This window comes from Kribbella antiqua, assembly GCF_004345665.1.
Lineage (GTDB): Bacteria > Actinomycetota > Actinomycetes > Propionibacteriales > Kribbellaceae > Kribbella > Kribbella antiqua.
Map to the genome: position 1 here is coordinate 139,519 of NZ_SLWR01000016.1, position 21,153 is coordinate 160,671.

General features: G+C 66.6%; 18 protein-coding genes and 1 pseudogene. 12 read left to right on the top strand and 7 right to left on the bottom strand.

The window, feature by feature from the left end:
* Positions 1–137: 137 nt before the first annotated feature.
* From EV646_RS39640 to EV646_RS35270, 3 genes are all read left to right on the top strand, one after another.
* Positions 138–500: a hypothetical protein gene (locus tag EV646_RS39640; RefSeq protein ID WP_199237373.1), complete on the top strand. Its 363-nt coding sequence runs from the start codon at positions 138–140 to the stop codon at positions 498–500.
* A 141-nt stretch (positions 501–641) separates the two neighbouring features.
* Positions 642–1,034: a hypothetical protein gene (locus EV646_RS35265; protein WP_132156518.1), complete on the top strand. Its 393-nt coding sequence runs from the start codon at positions 642–644 to the stop codon at positions 1,032–1,034.
* On the top strand, positions 1,031–1,435 hold the full coding sequence (locus tag EV646_RS35270; RefSeq protein WP_132156520.1) for a hypothetical protein: 405 nt from the start codon (positions 1,031–1,033) through the stop codon (positions 1,433–1,435). Before EV646_RS35265 ends, EV646_RS35270 begins: the two co-directional genes overlap by 4 nt.
* A gap of 68 nt (positions 1,436–1,503) precedes the next feature.
* On the opposite strand, the pseudogene EV646_RS35275 reads toward EV646_RS35270, so the two are convergent.
* Positions 1,504–2,046 (bottom strand): annotated as a pseudogene (locus EV646_RS35275) (IS630 family transposase); the annotation flags it as partial.
* Positions 2,047–2,656: 610 nt separating this feature from the next.
* Here EV646_RS35275 and ltrA point away from each other — a divergent pair.
* The gene (ltrA, locus tag EV646_RS35280; RefSeq protein WP_132156522.1) at positions 2,657–4,093 is read left to right on the top strand and encodes a group II intron reverse transcriptase/maturase; all 1,437 of its coding nucleotides are present in this window, start codon (positions 2,657–2,659) and stop codon (positions 4,091–4,093) included.
* Between the two features lie 94 nt (positions 4,094–4,187).
* On the opposite strand, the gene EV646_RS35285 is transcribed toward ltrA, so the two are convergent.
* Complete coding sequence (locus EV646_RS35285) at positions 4,188–4,745, bottom strand: IS630 family transposase (RefSeq protein ID WP_132156524.1); 558 nt, start codon at positions 4,743–4,745, stop codon at positions 4,188–4,190.
* 81 nt (positions 4,746–4,826) lie between these two features.
* Between EV646_RS35285 and EV646_RS35290 the strand changes: the two genes are divergently transcribed.
* The 3 genes from EV646_RS35290 to EV646_RS35300 all read left to right on the top strand — a co-directional run bounded on the left by EV646_RS35290 (position 4,827) and on the right by EV646_RS35300 (position 7,126).
* Positions 4,827–5,900 carry a nuclease-related domain-containing protein gene (locus EV646_RS35290; RefSeq protein ID WP_132156526.1) on the top strand — a complete coding sequence of 358 codons (1,074 nt, stop codon included), beginning with the start codon at positions 4,827–4,829 and terminating at the stop codon, positions 5,898–5,900.
* Between the two features lie 271 nt (positions 5,901–6,171).
* Positions 6,172–6,804, top strand: a complete 633-nt coding sequence (locus EV646_RS35295; protein WP_199237376.1) for a ribonuclease H family protein — start codon at positions 6,172–6,174, stop codon at positions 6,802–6,804.
* A gap of 76 nt (positions 6,805–6,880) precedes the next feature.
* Positions 6,881–7,126, top strand: a complete 246-nt coding sequence (locus EV646_RS35300; RefSeq protein ID WP_132156530.1) for a hypothetical protein — start codon at positions 6,881–6,883, stop codon at positions 7,124–7,126.
* A gap of 496 nt (positions 7,127–7,622) precedes the next feature.
* On the opposite strand, the gene EV646_RS35305 is transcribed toward EV646_RS35300, so the two are convergent.
* Positions 7,623–8,207, bottom strand: coding sequence for a hypothetical protein (locus EV646_RS35305; protein ID WP_132156532.1), 585 nt, complete (start codon positions 8,205–8,207; stop codon positions 7,623–7,625).
* A 93-nt stretch (positions 8,208–8,300) separates the two neighbouring features.
* On the bottom strand, positions 8,301–8,603 hold the full coding sequence (locus tag EV646_RS35310; protein ID WP_132156534.1) for a hypothetical protein: 303 nt from the start codon (positions 8,601–8,603) through the stop codon (positions 8,301–8,303).
* Positions 8,604–8,952: 349 nt separating this feature from the next.
* On the opposite strand from EV646_RS35310, the gene EV646_RS35315 reads away from it, so the two are divergent.
* The 3 genes from EV646_RS35315 to EV646_RS35325 all read left to right on the top strand — a co-directional run bounded on the left by EV646_RS35315 (position 8,953) and on the right by EV646_RS35325 (position 16,244).
* Positions 8,953–15,618 (top strand): RHS repeat-associated core domain-containing protein, encoded by a 6,666-nt coding sequence (locus EV646_RS35315; RefSeq protein ID WP_132156535.1) that lies wholly within the window; start codon positions 8,953–8,955, stop codon positions 15,616–15,618.
* Positions 15,618–15,884, top strand: coding sequence for a hypothetical protein (locus EV646_RS35320; RefSeq protein WP_132156537.1), 267 nt, complete (start codon positions 15,618–15,620; stop codon positions 15,882–15,884). Before EV646_RS35315 ends, EV646_RS35320 begins: the two co-directional genes overlap by 1 nt.
* A 156-nt stretch (positions 15,885–16,040) precedes the next feature.
* Positions 16,041–16,244: a hypothetical protein gene (locus EV646_RS35325; RefSeq protein ID WP_132156539.1), complete on the top strand. Its 204-nt coding sequence runs from the start codon at positions 16,041–16,043 to the stop codon at positions 16,242–16,244.
* Between the two features lie 56 nt (positions 16,245–16,300).
* Here the strand turns inward: EV646_RS35325 and EV646_RS35330 are convergent, their stop codons facing one another.
* From EV646_RS35330 to EV646_RS35340, 3 genes are all read right to left on the bottom strand, one after another.
* A complete protein-coding gene (locus EV646_RS35330; RefSeq protein ID WP_132156541.1) occupies positions 16,301–17,341 on the bottom strand; it encodes a hypothetical protein in 1,041 nt (346 codons plus the stop codon).
* A 121-nt stretch (positions 17,342–17,462) separates the two neighbouring features.
* Positions 17,463–18,527: a recombinase family protein gene (locus tag EV646_RS41135; protein ID WP_132156543.1), complete on the bottom strand. Its 1,065-nt coding sequence runs from the start codon at positions 18,525–18,527 to the stop codon at positions 17,463–17,465.
* 405 nt (positions 18,528–18,932) lie between these two features.
* Complete coding sequence (locus tag EV646_RS35340; protein ID WP_132156545.1) at positions 18,933–19,238, bottom strand: hypothetical protein; 306 nt, start codon at positions 19,236–19,238, stop codon at positions 18,933–18,935.
* A 364-nt stretch (positions 19,239–19,602) separates the two neighbouring features.
* Between EV646_RS35340 and EV646_RS35345 the strand changes: the two genes are divergently transcribed.
* Together EV646_RS35345 and EV646_RS35350 are read left to right on the top strand one after the other, a co-directional pair.
* Positions 19,603–20,175 carry a recombinase family protein gene (locus EV646_RS35345; RefSeq protein WP_132156547.1) on the top strand — a complete coding sequence of 191 codons (573 nt, stop codon included), beginning with the start codon at positions 19,603–19,605 and terminating at the stop codon, positions 20,173–20,175.
* 428 nt (positions 20,176–20,603) lie between these two features.
* Entirely contained in the window at positions 20,604–21,041 is a 438-nt protein-coding gene (locus tag EV646_RS35350; protein ID WP_132156549.1) for a hypothetical protein, read from the top strand.
* The last annotated feature ends 112 nt before the right edge of the window (positions 21,042–21,153 follow it).

Here is a 21,153-nt window from a genome sequence, read left to right on the forward strand (position 1 = left end):
TGGTCCCCGGTCTCTTGGCAGTGACGCTCGTGGCGCTATCAGGATGCACGGGCTCAGCGGCTCGACCGACCGCGACGGCGACAACGACAGCCACCGTGACCGCAACTGCGACAGCCAGGGTGACTACCACGGCCACGGTGTCACCTACGAACGCCGTGCCGCCAAAACACGTTCTGCGCGGCACGCTCGAGATGCTGGCTGTCCGGCACAACCCCAACTACCCCGAGAATTGTCGTGGGTACGACGAAGAGGGTTATAGCGACATCCATGTGGGGCAGCAGGTAGTCGTCCGCGACGGCGGCGGGCAAACCGTCGCGAGTGGGAAGTTGACCGGATGCCAATTCACAGCTGATGGGGGCATGAAGTTCCCGTTCGTGGTGCAAGACGTACCCGAGGCAGACTTCATTGCTGTGGAGATCGGCGCCGAAAGGCGTGGCCAAGTGACGTACTCACTGCGTGACCTTGTCACGTCCGGCTGGCACGTCAACCTGAGCCTGTAGCGCATCTCGATTGGTGAACGAACGCTGTCGAAAGCATGAGACGAAACGGGCCGAGGGCGTCGTCATGGTCCTGCGCGTGGCTTAAGGAACGGATTTGCGAACGGCTCCATGATCACGAGGGCGACGATGTGGATGGCGGGTATGCGGCAGCCTGGATTGTTCCAACGGCATGGAGTGTTCCGGCGGCGTCGGTCCTATGCCCGCCGCCAGTTCAGGGAGCGCCTCTTCGCGTTTCTGCGGCGCAACTGGCGGGTGTTGCTCGCGTACGTCGCCATATGCGTGGTCAGTGTGATACCCCCGTCGATGTTCCTGAGCGGATATTTGCGTGGCTTCGTGCATGGTGCGATGACCGTGGCGGCCGTAGCCGCGGTCGGCTTGCTCTTCCTGCTTTACACGGGCTCGTCGCGGGAGTTGTCGGGTGCGTACGGCGAGGACAACACCCGAGAGGTGCTGCGGGTTGCCAAGCGGCGCCGGCATGTCTGGGGCTGGGTCGACAACCTCGAGGTGGCGGCGACGTCGACCACCTCGTCGTGACGCCGGCAGGGATCCTCGCGATCGACAGCAAGTGGCACGGCACCGACTTGACCAACACCGTTCTTCGCACCGACATCGCGGCCGCTACTCGCTCAGCCCGTATAGCCAACCTGATCCTGCGGTCCGTTCGGGTGCATGACCTTCAGGTTCAGCCGCTAGTCGTCTTGTGGGGTCGGGCGAAAGACGATCTACAACAAGAGAGCCGGGTGATCGATGGCGTCGAGGTCGTCGGCGGGTTGGAGTTGCGCGACTGGCTGGCACGCAACTCGAGCGGGACCCTGACCAGCCAGCGAGCCGAAGAGGTGCTGTCGGAGTTGCGCAACTTCAAGGCGCGGGTCAATCCGTCCCGCCCAACGATCCCTGATCGACATCCAGCGAAAGGCCGACATAATCGGTGGTGATCGATTCGCTGAGTGTCGCCGGGTTGGACCTAGGTTTGATGCGGCGGTTTAAAAGGGGCAATGACGTCCTAGTGGACCGTGTTTGAAGTGTTCTGACGGTTGGCCTTCTTGAGGATCTCGTCGGGGGTCTTCGTCCAGGCGAAGGGGTGGCAGCGGTTGTTCCACCCGGTGATGAAGGCACGGATCTTGGTGTTGAGGTCTCGGACAGATCCGAAGCTGCCGCGGTGGATGGCCTGGCGCTCGATGATCCCGAACCAGACCTCGACCAGGTTGAGCCAGGAGCCTGAGGTGGGGGTGAAGTGGACGTGGATCCGCGGGTTTTTGTCCAGCCAGGTGCGGATCTCGATGCGTTTGTGTGCGGCGTAATTGTCCATCACCAGGTGGAGTTCTTGGCCGGGGTAGGCGCGGGCGACTTGCTTGAGGAAGGCCAGGAACTCCTGGTGGCGGTGTCTGGGTTTGCAGGCCGCGGTGACGGCGCCGGTGGCGATCTCCAGTGCCGCGAACAGCGTCGTCGTCCCGTGCCGCCGGTAGTCGTGGGTATGTCGCTCGGGCAGGCCAGGCTGCATGGGCAGCATCGGCGCCGTGCGGTCCAGGGCCTGGATCTGCGACTTCGTGCGCCACGAGGCGCTGCATTACCGGATGGAGGTGGAAGGACTCCATCGCCGGTCTGTCGCAGCAGGCCGGTGGAAGCTGAGGGCAGCCTGATCCGGGAGACGCCGGGGAGGGTGGGAGCAGCCCTGACAACGGCAGGACGGGTCGGCACTGCCAGACGGCCCGGGTCTGCCTAGCGAGACGGGAAGGTGTACGTGAGAAACCAGCGTGTAAAGCCTCTTAAGAGATACACCGGCTCCAACCTGGCGGATGTGGGCCGGAGTGCGGTGCACGCTCGACACTCCATTCGGGGTGGTCGGGCGACTCCTGCGTCGGGTGAAGTCGCCGGCAGGGAGGCCACGAGGAAGGTCTGCGGCGTACTCGTGGCGATGCTGCAGGGGCAAAGTTGGGCACCGACCCCGTCGACCGGTGTGTGGTGAACGTGGGAAGCGTCCCGGGCTGGACCCGTTGCTCGGCCGTCCGGGTCGGGTGCGGGCAGGTTCGTCGTCGGCCGGTCGGGCCGGGGCGTGGCGGAGCCGTCGCAGTAGTCCGAGGCCGGGAAAGCCGGTCACATGGCGAAGGGCGGCAGCGAGTTCGCAGCGCAGGGACTGGGATGGCAGGAGATCGCCGGTGAATACCGGCGTGCTGTGGCCCGAGGTTGAGTGGGCCGAGACGCAGGTACTGCGGATCCAGACCAAGCTGCACCAATGGGCGACCGATGATCCTGGTCGCCGGTTCGACGATTTGTTCAACCTTGTCTGTGACCCGGCTGTCCTCGTTGTGGCGTGGGCGCGGGTCCGGGGCAATCGTGGGAAGCGGTCGGCGGGGGTGGACGGTGTCCGACCGGATGCCGTGTTCTCCGCCGAGGAGGGGTTTCTGCCGCGGCTGCGGGCTGATCTCAAGGCCCGGCAGTTCGCCCCTTTGCCTGTGCGGGAACGGATGATCCCCAAGCCTGGCAGCAGTAAGCGCCGCAGGCTTGGCATCCCGACTGCTCGGGACCGCACCGTGCAGGCGGCCCTCAAGCTGGTGCTCGAGCCGATCTTCGAGGCGGATTTCAAGCCATGCTCGTATGGCTTCCGTCCCAGGCGCCGAGCCCATGACGCGATCGCCGAGATTCACCAGTTCGCGTCCCGCTCGTATGAGTGGGTGCTCGAAGGTGACATCGAGGCGTGCTTCGACATGATCGACCATCCGGGCTTGATGGACCGGGTGCGTCATCGTGTCGGGGACAAACGTGTTCTGGTCTTGGTGAAGGCGTTCCTCAAGGCGGGCATCCTCGGCGAGGACGGCCAGTTGCGGAACACGGCCACCGGCACGCCCCAAGGCGGGATCCTTTCCCCGCTGCTCGCCAACATCGCCTTGTCAGTCCTGGACGAGCACTTCGACCAGGCCTGGCAGACGGTCAGCGGCACTACCTATCAACGGACCAAGCGACGCCGAAGCGGGCTCGCCAACTACCGGATCGTCCGCTATGCAGACGATTTCGTGGTGTTGGTGGCCGGAACCGAGGCGCACGCACAGGCCCTGCGGGAGGAAGTCGCGGCGGTCTTGTCCCCGATCGGTTTGCGCCTGTCGGAGGCCAAGACGAAGGTCTGCCACATCGACGAGGGCTTCGACTTCCTGGGGTTCCGCATCCAGCGGAGACGGAAACGAGGCACCAACAAGCGCGTGGTTTACACCTACCCGTCGAAGAAGGCACTCGCCTCCATCGTCGGCAGGGTCCGCGCGCTGACCCGCAGATCGTCACATCCGAGTCTTGCCGCCCTGCTACGCCAACTGAATCCGGTGTTGCGGGGCTGGTGCACCTACTTCCGCTACGGCGTGTCAAAGGCGACCTTCGGCTACCTCGACCAGTACACCTGGCATCGGGTGGTCCGATGGATCCGCAAACGTCACAACCGCACGAAGTGGGCCGTTCTCATGCGTCGCTACCTTCCCCGGTGGCGACCGACCGAGGACGAGGTGGTGCTGTTCCAGCCCCAGCAGGTGACAGTGAGCCGTTACCGCTACCGGGCCAGCAACATCGCCACACCCTGGGCAAGCACAACACCAGGATCAGCCGCATAGCCCGAAGGCATGGGCTCGTGGAGAGCCGGATGCGTGGAGACACGCACGTCCGGTTCGGCGGGCGGGCTGGGGAAACGTAACGCCTGCAAAGGCGTCAACGCGCCCCAGTCCGACCCAACTCGTCGATCGAGACCACGACGGCGTTGGCCGGCGGGTCCAAGTAGAGCCCGACGACGTCGCGGATCTTGGGTTCGAGTTCGGGGTCGGTGGAGAACTTGAACGTCTCGATCCGGTGCGGCTGGATGTTCCACTTCCGCCAGATCCTGGCCACGGTCGCGAACGAGATCCCCAACCGGGCCGCCAGCAGCCGCGACGACCAGTGCGTGACCCCGAGCTCGGCCGGCGGCATCCCCTTGTCCGCCAGGGTTTCGGCCAGCACCTCGATCTCATCGATCTCCGGCGCACGGCCCGGCCGCGGCAGATCACCGAGACCATCGATGCCGGCCTCAACGTAGCGGTTTCGCCATTTCACCACCGTCGGCCGCGACGACGAGGTCCGCTCCGCGATCTCGGTGTTGGGCACGCCGTCCGCGGCAAGCAGCACGATCCTTGCCCGCTGGACCACGCCGGCTGGCGCCGTCGACGCACGCGTCACCGCCTCCAGCCACGCACGATCACCATCACGAAGCTCAAGGGCACGGGCCACATACATGACCCGATTCTCCCCGAATCGAAACGTAAACTAATCAACGACACGCGACACTAGGCAGCGCTGATCTGTAACGCTGTCGCTGTGCTCACGAAGGTGCGCGACTGGTGGCGGAGGCGGCAGCTCAGCGGCGATGCGAGGGCCGGTGAGTGGGCGCGTGCGGAGGCGCGTCGGCTGCAGTGGTCCTTCATCCGGCGTCAGCGGCGGGTACTCGCGGGAGCGGTCGTCGCGGTCACGATCGTCACGACCGTCGTTCTGTTGTTCGTGCATGATGCGTTCCAGCGTGGGTTCATCGTCGGCGCGGCTGTTGCCGGCACCCTGCTCGGGCTGGCAATCCTCGTCATGCAGGCGACCGGGACGGCGCCGAAGAGCATGGGCGCGGCCGCCGAACAGTGGACCGCGAGCGAACTTCGCCCACTGCGCAGGAACGGTTGGCGCCTGGTGAACCACTTCTCGCTGCGTGCCTCCTCCGACATCGATCATGTCTTGGTCGGGTCGGGCGGTGTGATCGCTGTGGAGACGAAGTGGTCGGCGCGGGGCTGGACGGTGGATCCGCCCGAGGAGCGAGTCATACAGATTGTTCAGCGCCTGCAGCGCGACGTCAAAGTCCTTCGACTCTGGCAACCACTGCGAGCGGTCGGCCCGGAGGTCGATGCGGTGGTGTTCCTCTGGGGTGGCAGTGCGGCACACAACCCCGGTGAACAGGGCAGCCTTACTCGAATCGATGACGTGACCATCGTCGTCGGGTCTGAAGCCGCGCGTCAGTGGCGAGCCAGTTGTCAGCCTCGGAGTGGTCGGCGTCTGTTCGGCGATGAGCAGGTGGATCAGATGTGGCGAGTTCTGGAGCACCACGCGCGCCGCCGCGACAGCCACGACCGCCTGTCCACCCCTGCGCCCCGGTCTGTGCTCAGCCTCTGTGTCGCCGCAGCGGTGCTCATAACGGTGGGCGTTGGGTGCTTCTGGCTCAATCTCCAACTGTTCGTCGCCCTGAACTCCGTCTGGTTGTGGGGACTCGCGAATGTGCCCCTGCTAGGTATCCCCATTCTCGCGAGACGGGTAGCGAAGGTGCGCCTGATCGCTACCGCCGCGTTCACCGGACTGTCCGCTGCCTCGGTCCTCGGCGCTGCCGCGGCGATCTACACCGCTGCGGCGCACTAGTCGGCGCTCCACAAACGGTCGTTTTCGGAACGAGTTCGGCCAGGCTGAGCGGAAGATCAACGACTGGACGATCGCCGTGTTCCTCGCCGACTGGGCGCGCAAGATCTGGGAGATCCCAGGGTGTGGCGGTCCGCGTCCAACACGGCCAGCGGTCGGGCGAGTAGCTTAGGCCAACGCCACGCGATGCCCGGAAGGACTGTTGATGCACGCACGTTTTGCGACGAAGTGCGCTACCTGTCCGGAGCGGATCCAGCGTGGCGACGCTATCGCGATGCTCGGCGAGCCGGGCAGTGGCCGATGGGTCCATGCTGCCTGCCATCCCGACCCCGAGGTTGTGGCCAAGACACTGGCAGAGCCGAGCCCGTCGACTCGCATCGATAGACCGAAGCGCGCGGCGTCGAAGCGATCAACTGAGCGCGGGCCGTCGCGTGTCCCGCAGCCGTCGACGCCCTTGCCAGCGGGGACGATCGAGGTGTACACCGACGGGGCGTGCAGCGGCAATCCCGGCCCTGGTGGGTGGGCCTGGGCGGTGGCTGACGGGCCCCAGGCATCTGGAGCTGATCCCGCCACCACCAACCAGAGGATGGAGCTGACGGCCGCGCTCGAAGCCGTGCGAGCACTGACTGGCCCGCTGGTGGTGGTGAGCGATTCGACGTACGTCGTCAACTGCTTCCAGAAGACCTGGTGGGCCGGCTGGCACAGCCGAGGCTGGGTGAATGCGGCCAAGCAGCCGGTCAAGAACCGCGATCTGTGGGAGCCCCTCATCGATCTCGTGCTGGACCGAACGGACGTTCAGTTCCGCTGGGTCAAGGGGCACTCGGGAAATCCAATGAACGAGCTGGTGGACCAGCTGGCTGTCCACGCAGCGATGTCGAACAACGCGTCCCATCACCCGGAAGGCTGAGATCCGGACCGGGTTGTGCTTACCTGCGGCAGGCGGCACGATGCGGATGGATGCCGACCTGTGGAGGGGCGAGCGAATGTCTGATGACCGGCTGCGCGAACGGCTGCGCGCGCTCGCGGAACGGACCGGCCGCGATGCGCCTGTCCGCAACCAGTGCCGGGCGACGTCGCGGGCCGGCGGCAAGAACAACATGTACGGCCCGGATGAGGTGTACCGCTGCCAGAAGGAAGCCCGGCACCCCGGGCGCCACGAGGACGACTACGGCACCCAATGGGAGACCGAGCCGAGATTCAAGATCCTGGTACAACGCGGACCGCGGTGAGCCACCCAGGGCTGGCTGGCCCATCACAGTCGCGCAGCCCGGTAGGCGGCTGCTGGCAACGGAAGGCATTCACCTTCTCCCGAGAGGTCTGTCGGCTGCTGCGGCCCACCGCTTGTGTGCGCCGACTGTCTGGTGACATCGAGCAGAACTGCGATCTCCTGCCAGGTGATCCCATTCCGTCGGGCGTGCGTCGATGACGGCCAGGTCGAGTTCGGTACGGGCCTCCTCGACCGCGCGGATCGCCCCGTTGCCGCGGCGGGTGCCGCATCTGGGTAGACCTGTCGGGCGAGATCAGCCCTGGCATCACCGCCCGGGCGGCCCGCCCCGACGACCTCGAGCGGTTCAATACCCTGATCAGCCTCACCGGTGCCGTCACGCCCCTACGCGGTGACCGGCGTTCCACCTGCGAGCCCCGGGACCCCGGGTCTCCCTCCGGCCGGTCATCCTGGAACCTGCTCTGCCGGCGTTGGCCGCACGGGCGTTTTCGTCTCTTCTTCTACTTGCTCAGCGCTGCGTTGAAGGCGGCGACATATGCGCGGTTCACGGACGGCTTCAGCTCGCCTGTTACGCGAAGGAGTGTCGAGCCCTCCACGGTCAGATACTCGGTGCCGAGGATCGGAGCGGCCTTGTAGATCCCGGCGATGTAGTCGAGCCGGCGCTTGGCGTCCGCCTCGTTCGCGAACTGCTCCACTTGGGCGCCGCACATGCTGTCGGGCTTGGCCTTGCAGTCCGGAACGCGGTTGTCGTACGCGAACGTGGCGGAGGTGTAGCCGCCTGGACGACCGATCAGGTTGTTGGGGTCGGTGTCTTCGGTGTAGGTCCACAGCGACTTGATGTGTCCGCCGCTGGCCGCCTGCAGCGCCTTGGCGATCGTGGCCGCGTCCGGCGCAGTCTTCGACTCGGACGCACTGGCGCTCGGCCTCGTGCTGCTCGGCATGCCGGCGGTCGTGCCTTGGTTCGAGGGGGAGCCGCCGGCGGGCGTCTCGTTTCCGCCGCATCCGGTCAGCAGGGCGATTGATCCGATTGCCGCGACGGCGAGGGTGGTCGCGGCGCCGGTCTTACGGATCTTGGTCCTGGTCACGGGTCGTATTCTCCTGTCGTTGCGCGGAGCAATGGAGCCGACGGTTCAACATCGCGGACACGGCGGCGGGGAAGCTGCTGTGGGCGTGGGAGTTCATCGCGGTGTAGATCGGGTCTTGTCCTTGGCACAGAGCGCCATGATCAGTCCGATCGGCCCCAGCACGAAGTACTGCGGATGGTAGATCCCCTTTCTGCGCGCAACTCGCTCAGCCCAGCGAGCGGCGCGCAGAAGGAAGATGAGCAGCAGAACCACAGCCAGCACCCGCAGGACCAGGCTTGGCGCGCCGTGCATGGTACCGGCCACCCAGCCGGCACCCTGCATTGCGCCGAACGGCAGTCCGAGCTCGAGCCACATTGCCCCGAGCCGCGGTGAAGCGGAGCTATCAGTTGTAGTCATGACTGCGGCCCATCGTTTCGATGTCTTGGTCGGGCCAGTATGGGATGCCCGGCGTCGACCGAGCCCGTTCCTGCTGCCGGACTTGAACCACGCCGCCAGCGACCGATCTTTGCAGCTCCGATCGCCCGCAGTGCCCGGTCCTATATCGATGGGCGTCCTCGATCGTTACCGCGCCACCACGCACTCGTGCGTTGACACGCCAGCCAGCCCGCCCCGCCTGGGTGAGATTTCCAGGTTGTGGCTGTAACGGAGTTGCATTCGTGAGCGATGTATCGATCGCTGGCCCGGCCCGGTGACCCGCCTGTCACCGAAGCCCGTCCCTCCGGCCGGCATGTGTGGGGAGTCGATCGTGTTCGTTCTGGATCGTTCGCAGCGCGCCCGTGTGCAGAAGTTCCCGCGGATTGTCGCTGTGGTTGTGTCGGCCGCGTTGCTGGTGACCGGGTTGGAGGCTCATCAACCGGCAGAGGCCGCGCCGGCGGCGGATCCGAAGCCGTTGGCGACGAAGGTGGACTCGCGCCCGGACCTGGTGTCGGCGGTGGTCACCGCGCGGGCGCAGGGCTCGAAGGTTGAGGTGGAGTCGTTGCGCACCGAGACCGACACGACGTGGGCGAATCCTGACGGCACGATGTCGACTGAGGCGTCTGCTGCGCCGATCCGGTTCAAGAACGCGGCTGGCATGTGGCAGCCGATCGACCTGGATCTGGTGCAGGGCACCGACGGCACGGTCGCGCCGCGCGGACACGCTTACGGGCTGCAGCTCGGGAAGCGGAGCGCCGCGACGGGTGGGGTGTTCGCGTCCGTGCAGGCCGGTTCGGGGCGGCAGGTGGAGTGGCTGGCGCCGTGGGCGCTGCCGGAGCCGAGCCTCGATGGCACGAAGGCGACCTACGCGGACGTGCAGCCGGGCATCGACCTGGTGCTGGATGCTCGCCGGTCGGGGTTCGAGCAGGACTTCGTGGTGAAGCAGCGCCCGACGACGGCGCCGGTGTGGCGGATCCCGTTGCGGACCAAGGGTTTGACCGCGAAGCCCCAGGCCGACGGGTCGATCGACTTCGTCGACGCCCGGAACGTCGTCCGGTCGCGGATCCCGGTCGCCTACATGTGGGATGCGGTGATCGACCCGGCCAGCGGCGACCCTGCGGACCGCTCGAAGGTGTCGGTCACGGTGGAGCAGGCGACACCGGGCCGGGCGAAGCTGGTGATCACCCCGGACCCGACCTGGTTGCTGGACCCGGCCCGGGTGTTCCCGGTGACGGTGGACCCGACGTACGCGATCCAGACGGTGAACACGACGTTCGACACCTACGTAGAGTCCGACTACACCACCGACCAGTCGGCCTCGCCCGAGCTGAGGCTGGGCACGTACAACGGTGGCGCGGTGAAGGCCCGGTCGTTCGTGCACTTCCCGACCGCGCCGTTCAAGAACAAGCAGATCCGCTCCGCGGTCCTCCAGCTGTGGGAGACCTACTCGGCGTCGTGTACGCCGACCACGTTCGAGGTGCACTCCTCGGACCTGGCGTCGACGTCGTCGCGGTGGGGTTCGCAGCCGACGTATTCGTCGACGGTGTCGGGGTCGGTGCAGGTCGCGAAGGGCTACAGCTCGGCCTGCCCGGGCGCCAAGGTCACCGTCCCGCTCGCCTCCGCGCTGTACACCGGATGGCAGGCGTCGTCGGCCACGACGGTCGGGGTCGCGTTGAAGGCGGCGAACGAGACCGATTCGGGGTCGTGGAAGAAGTTCCACTCGATCGACGGCTCCTACCCGCCCAACGTCTTGATCACCTACAACCGGGCGCCCTCGCAGACCACGGCCCCGAAGGTGTGGTCCGCGGTCTCCTACGCCGCCCCCAACAGCAGCACTCTGTCGTACACGTCTGACCTGACGCCGTGGGTGTCGTCGACGGCCAGCGATGCCGACAGCAACCAGGTGCGGTACTTCTTCTACTTCCACACCTCCACCGACGGCAGCGGCTTGGTCACGTCCTGCGCTTCCCAGGCCGTCGCCTCCGCCACTGAGGCGGGCTGTGCGCCGGGCACGTTGCCGGACAACACCCAGCTGTATGTACGGTCGCGGGCCGGGGACATGGACACCGGCGGCAACGTGATGCTGTTCGGGAACTACTCCGGCTGGACCCCGATCCGCACCGCGGCCGGCACCCCCGTCGCGCCGACGGTGTCGTGCCCCACGCCGTATGGCAACAACACGTGGCAGGACATCCCACCGACCGCGGACGTCACCTGCACGGTGTCGGTGACGACCAGCGGGGCGAGTTACAGCGTGCCGGGCTACTTCCGGCTCACGCTGGACGGGAAACCGTACGGCGGCGGCACCGGCGGCACCGTCGCGGGCCAGGTGAAGGTGATGCCGCCGTTCAACGGTGGCACCACCAGCACCCAGATCACCGTCCCCAAATCCATTGCCGGCCTGCATCAGCTGACCGCCCGGTCGGAGTCGCCGACCGGGAAACTGTCCGGCACCACCAGCTACAGCTTCGGCTGGGGCGGCACCATGTTGACCTCGCCGACCGCGGACCCGCGGATCACGACGACGGACACGGTCCGGATCGCCGCCTCTGGTCCGCCGAGGGGCACGGCGGCTAGCGTGACGGCGAAGATCCGCTGGCGGGTCTCCGGCTACGGCGGCGCGGACGACCTGGTCGGCTGGACCGAAGACGCCACCGCGCTGCCGGTGGTCGACAACGGCGCCGCCGGTGTCACGGTCAACACGACCTGGGACACCAGCAACGCAACGGTCGACAACTACCTGGATTCCGACCCCGACACGACCGGGGTGCAGCCGACGACGCTGAACAGCCGGATCCCGGTCAAGCTGGACGTGCAGGTCTGCTTCAGCTACGACGCCTCGCTTCAGTGCACCTGGTCGCAGGCGCCGGGGACGACGGTGCAACGGGTGCCGCACGCCTTCGGCAACGGGTTCCCCACCGCCGACGCCGGCCCCGGTCAGGTCGCGCTGTGGACTGGCGAGTTCAACACCGACACCACCGACATCTCCGTCCCGGGCTACACCGGATCGCTGTCTGTCTCGCGATCCCACTCCACCTATGCGGGCGCCCCGACCACGGTGAACGGTGTGTTCGGGCCCGGGTGGACCGCGCAATTCGACGGCGCCGACGCCGGTGCCGCGGGGACGGAGGTTGTCGACTCCACCCGGATCGACGGCACCATCGCGCTGCTCGACGGCGACGGCACCGGTCTGGTGTTCCAGTCGCCGACCGGGCAGCGCCGTACGACGGCGGCCTTCGCGACCGGCACCTGGGTACCGGCGGACGAGGACACCGAACTCGACGGGTCGCGGCTCACCGTCAGTGGCTCCGGGACGTCCACCACGCTGTCGTTGATCGAGGACGACGGCACCGTCACCACCTTCACCCCGGCCGCGGCACCGGTCGCCAACGCGGCCACCGTGTTCCGGCCGGACGGGATCGCCGAGCCCGGGGTCGCGTCGAAGACGAGCTACTCCTACGACGCCTCCGGCCGCGTGTCCCGCATCCTGGCCCCGGTGCCGCCGGGCGTCACCTGCCCCGCCACCGGGACCCTGAACCCTGGGTGCCGCGCGCTGCGGTTCGACTACGGCACCACCGGCACCGCGACTGGGCGCCTGGTGAATGCGTGGCTCGACATCTACAACCCCGACAAGACCGGCGGCGCCGGGATGGACTCCATCAACGTCGCCACCTACACCTACGACACCTCGGGCAGGCTCGCGACCGTGACCGACCCCCGCTCCGGGCTGTCCACCCAGTACACCTACAACGCCTCCAACCACCTGACCTCGGTCAAGCCCGCCGGCCAGGTCCCGTACCAGTTCAACTACGTCACCGTCGACCAGCGCGAAAAGCTCGACACGGTCACCCGGGACCGTCCGGCCGGCGACCCGGCCGGCGGCACCGCGACCCTGGGCAAGTACGTGTACGACGTCCCGCTGTCCGGGACCGGCCTGCCGGACCTGACCGGCGGCTCGGTGGCGCGCTGGAACCAGAAAGCCACGCCCACGAACGGGTTCGCGGTCTTCGGGCCCGACCACCCCCTCACTGGTGCCCCGGGGTCGGGGGATTGGCAGTACGCCGACCTGCAATACACCGACGCCGCCGGCTACACCATCAACACCGCCAAGTACGGCGCCGGCGACTGGCAGTACACCTCGACCGACTACAACGACCAAGGCAACGTCGTCCGCGAACTCGACGAACGCGCCCTCCGCGCGGTCATCGACGACACGATGCCGTCCGGCGCGACGGTCGACCAGCTCGCCTCGGTCACCGTCTACAACGCCGACATCACCAACGCCGCTGGCGACACGGTGGTGACTCCGGCTGGCACGTTGGTGACCGACACGTACGGCCCGGCTCGGTACGCCGCGCTGAAGAACGGCACCGTCGCGTGGGTCCGCCCGCACACCCACACCACCTTCGACCAGGGCGCGCCCAACGCGGGCATCAACCCCGACACGTCGCTGCCGTACCGGCTCGCCACCACCGAGACGTCGTTCGCACACGACCCGGGCACCGGCACCGACCTCGAGACCACCAGCCAGACCCTGACCGACTACTCCGCCCCCGTCGCCGGCGACCCCGACGGCTGGGCACTCAGCCTGCCGGGCAAGACCATCACCGACGTCGACCTCGACGGCAGCAACAGCAGCGGCGACATCGTCAAGGTCACCCGCTACGACACCGAAAGCCGCGTCATCGAAACCCGCCAACCGGCCTCGAACGGTGCGGACGCCGGTACGACGAAGACGGTGTACTACACCACGGCCGCGAACGCTTCCTTCGCCGAGTGCGGCCTGAAGCCGCAGTGGGCCGGCCTGGTCTGCAAGACCTACCCCGCCGCGGCCCCGACCGGCCCGTCCGGTGCCACGCCGACGCTGCCGTCCACCACCACGTCTGCATTCACCTACCTGCTTGCACCGAAAACCGTCACCGAGGCCTCCGGCACCGTCACCCGCACCACCACCACGACGTACCTGCTCGACGGCCGCATCTCCTCAGCCAAGACCGTGGTCGCCGGCCTGACCGGCTCGACCCCGAACACCGAGAAGGTCACCACCTACGACTCTGCGACCGGTCAGCCCACGGTGGCGACGGCCAAGAACGCCGACGGCACCACCGCCGGCACCATCACCACCGGCTACGACACCTGGGGCCGCCAGACCACCTACCAGCCCTCAGGCGAATCGGCCACCACCACGGTCTACAACGCCGCCGGCTCAGTCGCCACGGTCACCGACGCCAACGGCTCCACCACCTACACCTACGACGGCACCGACGCCGCCGGCAAAACCGAACACCGCGGACTCGCGACCAAGGTCGACGTCACCACCGCCGGCTCCACCTGGACCTCCACCGGCGCCTACGACGCCGACGGCTCCATGACCATCCAGAAGTTGCCGGGCGGCGTTACCCAGTACAACGACCTCGACAACACCGGCGAACCCACCGGGCTGCGCTACACCGGCCAAGTCACCACCGTCAACGACGACGGCTCGACCACCGTCGACCCCAACGGCGGCTGGCTCTCCTGGTCCCTGGACAACGACATCACCGGCCGGGTCACCCACGAATGGACCCCCGACGGCACCGCCTTCACCGACCCCGGCGGCGGCGCGATCCCCTACGACCGTCACTACTCCTACGACAACGCCGGCCGCCTCACCCAGGTCAACGACCGCACCGCCGCTGCATCCGGCGCGGACCCGGACGCGGCACCATGCGTAACCCGCACTTACGGCTTCGACGCCAACGACAACCGGTTGACGAAGGCAACCGCTCCGGCCGCGGCCGACGGCTCCTGCACCACGTCCGGCGCTACCACGGTGACCCGCGCCTTCGACACCGCAGACCGTCCCGTCACCGGCGCCAACGGGGTTGGCAGTTACAGCTACGACCTGTTGGGCCGCACCACCACCCTGCCGGCTTCGGATGCACCTCGACCGGCTGATGGAGACATCGGCCTCGCCTACTTCGACAGCGACTTGGCTAGCTCCATCACCCAGGGAGCCACCACAACCACCTACACCCTTGACGCCCTCGACCGGCGCTCCACCGAGACGGTCACTAACGCGTCCGGCTCAACCCAGACCATCCGCCACTACACCGACACATCCGACAACCCCACCTGGGTGACCCAGGGCGCCACCACCCAGCGCTATGCAGAGCTGATCGGCGGCGACCTGTCCCTCACTGTCAACCAATCCGGCACCGCTGACCTGACTCTGGCCAACACCCACGGCGACATCGTGACCACGGTTGACTTGCCTGGCGGTGGCGCAGCGGCCGAGGGCATCGTCGGCTGGAACAACTACGACGAGTACGGCAACGCCGCAGGCACCACCGCGGACACAGGAGCCGTCGACTATGGCTGGCTGGGCGCAAAGCAGCGCTCGACTAGCGGCTCAGGGCTGACGCTCATGGGAGTTCGCCTTTACAACGCGGCGACCGGTCTCTTCACATCGGCAGACCCAGTCCCCGGCGGGAATGCGAACGCCTATACGTATCCGTCCGACCCGATCAACAGCTTCGACCTGGACGGTCGCTTCGGTTGGAAGAAGTTCTTGAGCAGGGCCGCTACTGTCGCAGGGATCGCCGCTGCAGTGGCTTGCGTAATCGGCACTGGTGGTCTGTGTCTAGGAGCGGCTTTGGTCGCCGCTGGCGCCAGCGCGGCATGGCACGGCTACAACGCCGCGACGGGTGGTGAGACCTGGGGACACGCAGCGCGGAATGTCGCCTTCGACTTCGCAACCACAAGGTTCAGAGCCGCGCGCTATGCATCGCCTGGCCGGTTCGCCAGGATCGGCAAGCTTGCCAAGTGGCGTAACCACACGAAGAGCATTCGCAGGTTTGGGCGTCACCGCGGACGTTGGCTGCATAGGATCAGCCCACGACGCCACTTCAGGCACTATGTGCACTCCTGGCGTCACCACCCTTGGCATACTGCAGGCTGGACGGCGGCCAATGCTGGCCTCGGGTACAAGAGCTACAGAGGATGGGACATCCCATAATGACCGCGGCCGAGGTGCTCGACTCCTGGTGGTTCACCCTGGTCTTCGTACTGGCCTGCGCACTGAACTTCTTCCTGGTTGATCGGCAGACAGTCGGGACCTGGTACTCGGTGGCGCTGGCCGTGCTAGTGATCGCCTTTGTGCTTGCGGCGGGGCTTTCGAGCGTTCCGCTAGCGATTGTTGCGATGGTCGGATTCGTCGTTCTGGTCATGGTTGGATTGGCCGTCCGCCGCTCGGGCAGGCGACACATCGATCGGCAAAGCTAAGGTGAGCGCTACTCCTTCGGTCATTCAGCGATCTGCGCGGATCTTATGGCGATGGCTGGGTTAGGAGTGTCGTTGTCCGGGTTGCGCTTATGCTGCTCAACACCCTCAAATTCAGCTCTCACGACTCCGGTGGGCCATCGTCCGTAAGGTCGTGACATGAGCGACGTTCCCGAGCCCGGCTGGCTGAATCGACTGCGACCATCCGCCAAGCAACGGCCTCGCACCCAGTTCGTGCGGATCCGCTGGCATGACCTACAGGAATTGCTGCGCGAGCGCGATGCGCTGTGGAGCGCCGCCTCTGACGAGACGAGGTCGCTGCTCGAAACAAGCCGACGCGAATACGGCCGGGATTTCGGGTGAGGCTCGAGATGATCAAACCTGCACTCCGCAGTCTTCGGTTGGCGGAAGCGTCGCAGTCAGCGTCGCGCGAAGGTTCGCTCGACTCGGTAGATGTAGCTGTAGGCGTCGGTTGTCTTTGAAGGCCCGTCGGCCGTGGTCAGGGTCGCCGCAGTCGCGGCCATGATCGCTGCAGAGACGGGATCTTGCTGGCCGACCAACTCCCATGCGGCGCCTGCGAGGCCAAGGCCGAAGCCGACCATCTGCGGCAGTGACCATGCGCGTTGGGCGGTCCGCCGCAGGGTGAGAGCACGATCCTGCAGTTCCTCCCTTCGGAGCTGGAGGAGGGCATGCCGCTCGTCTGGCGGGAGCGGCCCGAGCTCGATCAGGAAGCGTCGGCAATCGCGGGCGTATGCCCGGTACTCGCCGCCGTGCTGGCTGCGGAAGTCGAGGATCTCGTCGAGCGGCACGGATTCAAGACCGATCGCAACTGGCTCGATATCGAGGGCGACGAGATGCCCCGCCGATGGCATCTTCGACCGGCTAAGAGTCCGCATCAGGTCATCCACAGGCCTCGAGTCGGCGGTAACGGGATGCAGCGACAGGCCCTGCCGCTGGCCGGCGGCGCGGGCCAGCTGGGCGAGGAGGATCAGAATCGTCGTCCGCACGACGGGATGAAGCGGTATCGAGACGCCATCCTCGGTGGGGCGAGCGAGGTCACGAGATTCCAGCTCTTCCACCAGCATCCGGGCCAGCCCGACGTCGACGCCCCACCCGACGCGACTGTACGACAACTCGTGATATCTCTCCGGATGCGGTTCAAGGTCGTCGAATGCGTTGCTGGTGAGGAGGTCCACCATCACAGTGGTGAGATCTTCGGTCATCTGCTGATCGACAAATGTCTCAGGCTCCAGGACCCGGAGCAGCCCTCGGTCGATCAGCGGGCCGGCCAGAACAGGATCCGCGATTTCCGGCCGACCGGCCATGTATCGCGGCAGCAGTATCGAAAGGTTGTCGAAGAACAGCAGGAGCGTCTTCAGCTCGTCGGCTTCACGTCCGACCCAGTAGGGCGGCGGGTAGTAATACGCGGTCTGCGCCTCGGAACCGACCTCGTCGGCCATGGCCGCCCCCATCCTCGCTCAACATCATCGCCCGGATCATTAGAGGTCCCGGACAAGTACATGATGCCGCCAACGGCTTCTCATCGCGCCACTTCAGACTGAGGGCTGATCGTCGTAAAGGTCACGGCGTGGCGTGGTGTGTGACCGACCCGTGGGTTCCGCAGATCCACTGGCCGTCGACGTGGCTCCAGCCGCGGCCAGTGAGCCACAGTACGGCGACATCGGGAGTCCGTGCCGGGTCGCCGTTGGTGAGCTCGTCGCCGAGCATTACGGCCGAGCTGCACAGGCCGCACATGATGAGGCGGGCCTGGTGCGGTTGGCAGCGTTCGCAGTGCCAGCGCTCGACGACGGCCGTGGCCGGCCGATCTGGGTCTGGTATCAGCCAGACGGTGTCGAGGCCTTCGCGGTGCAGTTGAAGTTCGTGTTTGTTCGAGGGGCGGTAACCACAGGTCGGGCAGGCCGCCGTACGTGGCGGTGCCGGCATCGGCGGCGGCTCATCCGTCGAACCGTTCGTCATGCCGTCGGTGACTGCCGGGAGCTCCAGAGCAGTTGCAGTGCCGGGCAGCGCTGGGGAGCGCAGTTCGGGCAAGTATTTGTAGACCGTCGAGCGGCTGACGCCGAGCAGGCGGGCGATCGAGGACACGGAGTGATCGGGCTCGGCGAGGAGCGTTCTGGCGGAGCGCACCTGGTCTGGTGTCATCGCGGGAGGCCGCCCGAGGCGTGTACCCCGTGCTCTGGCCGCGGCCAGGCCTTCGTGCGTGCCTTCCACGATGAGTTCGCGGATGAACTCCGCGAGTGCGGCGAAGATGTGGAACACGAGCCGGCCACCGGGGGTCGTGGTGTCGATCGCCTCGTGCAGTGATCGGAACCCGACACCACTACGCCGGAGGTCACCGACGATGGTGAGGAGGTCCTGCAGCGACCTGGCCAGCCGGTCGAGGCTCGGTACGACGAGCGTGTCGCCCGGGCGCAGGTACGCCAGGCAGGCGATGAGCTCGGGCCGGTCGGCGTCGCGGCCGGATTGCTTATCGGCGAACACCTTGATGCACCCGGCCTCGTTCAGCGTCCGAAGCTGCCGGTCGAGGAGCTGGCCGTGCGTCGACACCCTGGCATACCCGACCGAGGCGCCAGTGAGCACTGCGGGTTCAGCTGCGAGCAGGTCGGGTGCGGTCACAGGGGTCGCCATGACCGCGACTGTACGAGAAAGGGACAGCGGCAGGTTGTTGGACACTCCGACTTCGCAACACGTTTTCTCGACACTCAGAGCCTGCGTGTCGAGTGCCGAACGGACTCAGGCGGGTGGTGTCCAGATAACGATCGTCAGCACCAACAACAGGCAGCCGGGATTCGTCCAGAGATGCTGAACGGTGTTGGTCTCGCGAGACTTGCGTCGCGCGGCTAACGTCAGTCGTCGACGTCCTCCCCGTCTTGTGCCGCTGCCGAGTCGTCCCATCTGGACTTTGTCGGCAACCTGGCCGACCACCAGGCCCGTATATGACCGAAGTAACGAGCAGCGCGTCCCCCGGGGAATACCATCCTCGAGACGCGCTGTCGTGCTGTCGTAAAGACCTCGGGCGGCGGTTGTGCCTGATTAGGCCTTCGCCTCCAGATCCTCAGCCGACGGCTCCTCGACGCCCTCCTCCTCGTACTCCCACTCGCTATCCCACAGTCTCCGAGAGTACGAGGCTTGCGCCTCAACCTCAGCGACGCTGTAGGGCACCGGCGTCACGCTCTGCAGGTGAGCACGGATCGCGGCCTCGCCCGCGGCAACAGCAGCCGCGAGGTGTGGCGGGTGGACCTTCCGCCATGCCTTGTCGTTGAACGCGATGCTGTAGCGGATCTCGAACGGCTTGTACCAGTTCGGCTCGGGGGTACTCGCGGGCGGGTTTTCGACCATTAGATTCAACCTCCTGTGTGGGGGACTTACTCCTCTAGTTTATCAGCATCTCACCGAGTTATACATATCTCCCGAAGATGATCACAACTAGGTTGAGAGCCATGGCTCACAACGATCGTCAAGTCACGACGCGGAAAGCGTTCCCGGCCGCGTCGGCGACCCGGCGGCGCCGACAGTCCGGTTAACGGGTTCCCTGGCGGAACAGCCCTCTTCTAAGGACTGAGGTCTCCACTGCGGAGGTTCTCACTAACGATCGTTCACGAGACACTCTTAAAGCCGGCGGCGTCCAGGCGGGGGAAGTTGTAACGAATGCCGTGTACGCGGCAACGTCACGAGCTCGGGGGTTCGCGATACAGTCCGGCGCATGCGAATCGGCTACGGACGAGTCTCCACCCGCGACCAACACCCCGAGGCCCAACACGATGCGCTCCGCGCGGCCGGCTGCGACGACGTGTTCATCGACAAGGCATCCGGGAAGCTCGCCCGCCGCCCGGAGCTGGACCGGGCGTTGTTGTCGGCCAACCGCGCGGGGGACCAGCTGGTGATCACCAAGCTCGACCGGCTCGGCCGGTCGCTGGAACACCTGATCGAGATGTCCAAGGACCTGCAGTCGCGCGGGGTGGACCTGGTGGTGCTCGACCAGGGCATCGACACCTCCACCGCGGTCGGGCGCATGTTCTTCCAGATCCTGGGCTCGATCGCCGAGTTCGAGCACGCGCTGATGTCCGAGCGCACGATCGACGGGCTCGCGGCCGCGCGCGCCCGCGGCCGCACCGGCGGCCAGAAACCCAAACTCGGCCCCCGCCAGGTCAAACTGGCGCGGCAGATGTACGAAGAGACCGGCGCCGACGGGAAGCGGCGCTACACCGTGGCGCAAATCGCGGCAGAGTTCGGCGTCACCCGCCCGACCATCTACCGCCACCTGTCTCGGGCCTAATCACCCAACGGTCGCGCCGGCGACAGTCAAGGTCACGAGCCGCAGTTCCGCTGCACTCGATCCGGCTCGCCAAGGGACGTACCGTGGACAGCAACCAGCGCGAGGAGTGCCATGCCCCCGAGGCACCGGTTCATCGCCCACCTAATCCGACGCGGCATCGCGGCGGGCGACTTCAGCCCCAGCGCCGCCCTCAACCAGCTCCTCATGCAGCGGACATCTGCGCAGTAACCGGGGCTCCAAGATGGGTGCGGTCGCGGACGGCAGGCTAGGTTGTGCGCCGTGAGTCAGTCGATCTGCGCTCGGTGGCGAGGCGAACAGCGCCTCGCTTGGATCGGCGTTCTCGCGTGCTGTGTGCAGTCGCGCTCTCGCTGTTCCCCGCCCTGTCCGGGTGTGCATCAACGTCCGCAGATCCCGCAGGAGAAGCTGCCATGAACCAAGCACCTGAGCGTTTCACGATCGTTCCTGACGACTATCACGTGCCCTACGCCGGCACCGCCGAGGACGGCCGCAAGTTCTTCCTCAGCGACGAACTGTTCGCCCCCGGATCGGGCTATGTCGGGCTGTTCTTGTGGAAGGCCGACGGGACGTTCGACGAGGTGAGAGTCGACGAGGTTCGTCGCGCCGAGGGCGTACCCCCGGGCCAGGCGGCGGCCGCCGGTGCGGACGACCTCATCGCCTCCCGGCTGGCCGAGCTCGGCAAGTACGTCCTGGAACCGGTCGAGGTCGAGCCTTTTGCCGTTGAGGTCGACGGTGTGACCTTTGGATGGGTGGGCAGTGAGTTCGAAGGCCTCTACTCGATCAACATCGAACCAGGCGACTTCATCGCGTACTACGAACCCTGGGATGGGCTCGAGTACGACACATAGCACGCCCGTTTCACCACGGCTCCGCGGACGAGTGTCGCGCATCGCCCGACGGAGGGCCCTCGCGGCTCGACGCGGCTCGACGCCTCTTTGCCGAATTTCGCTCCTATGGATC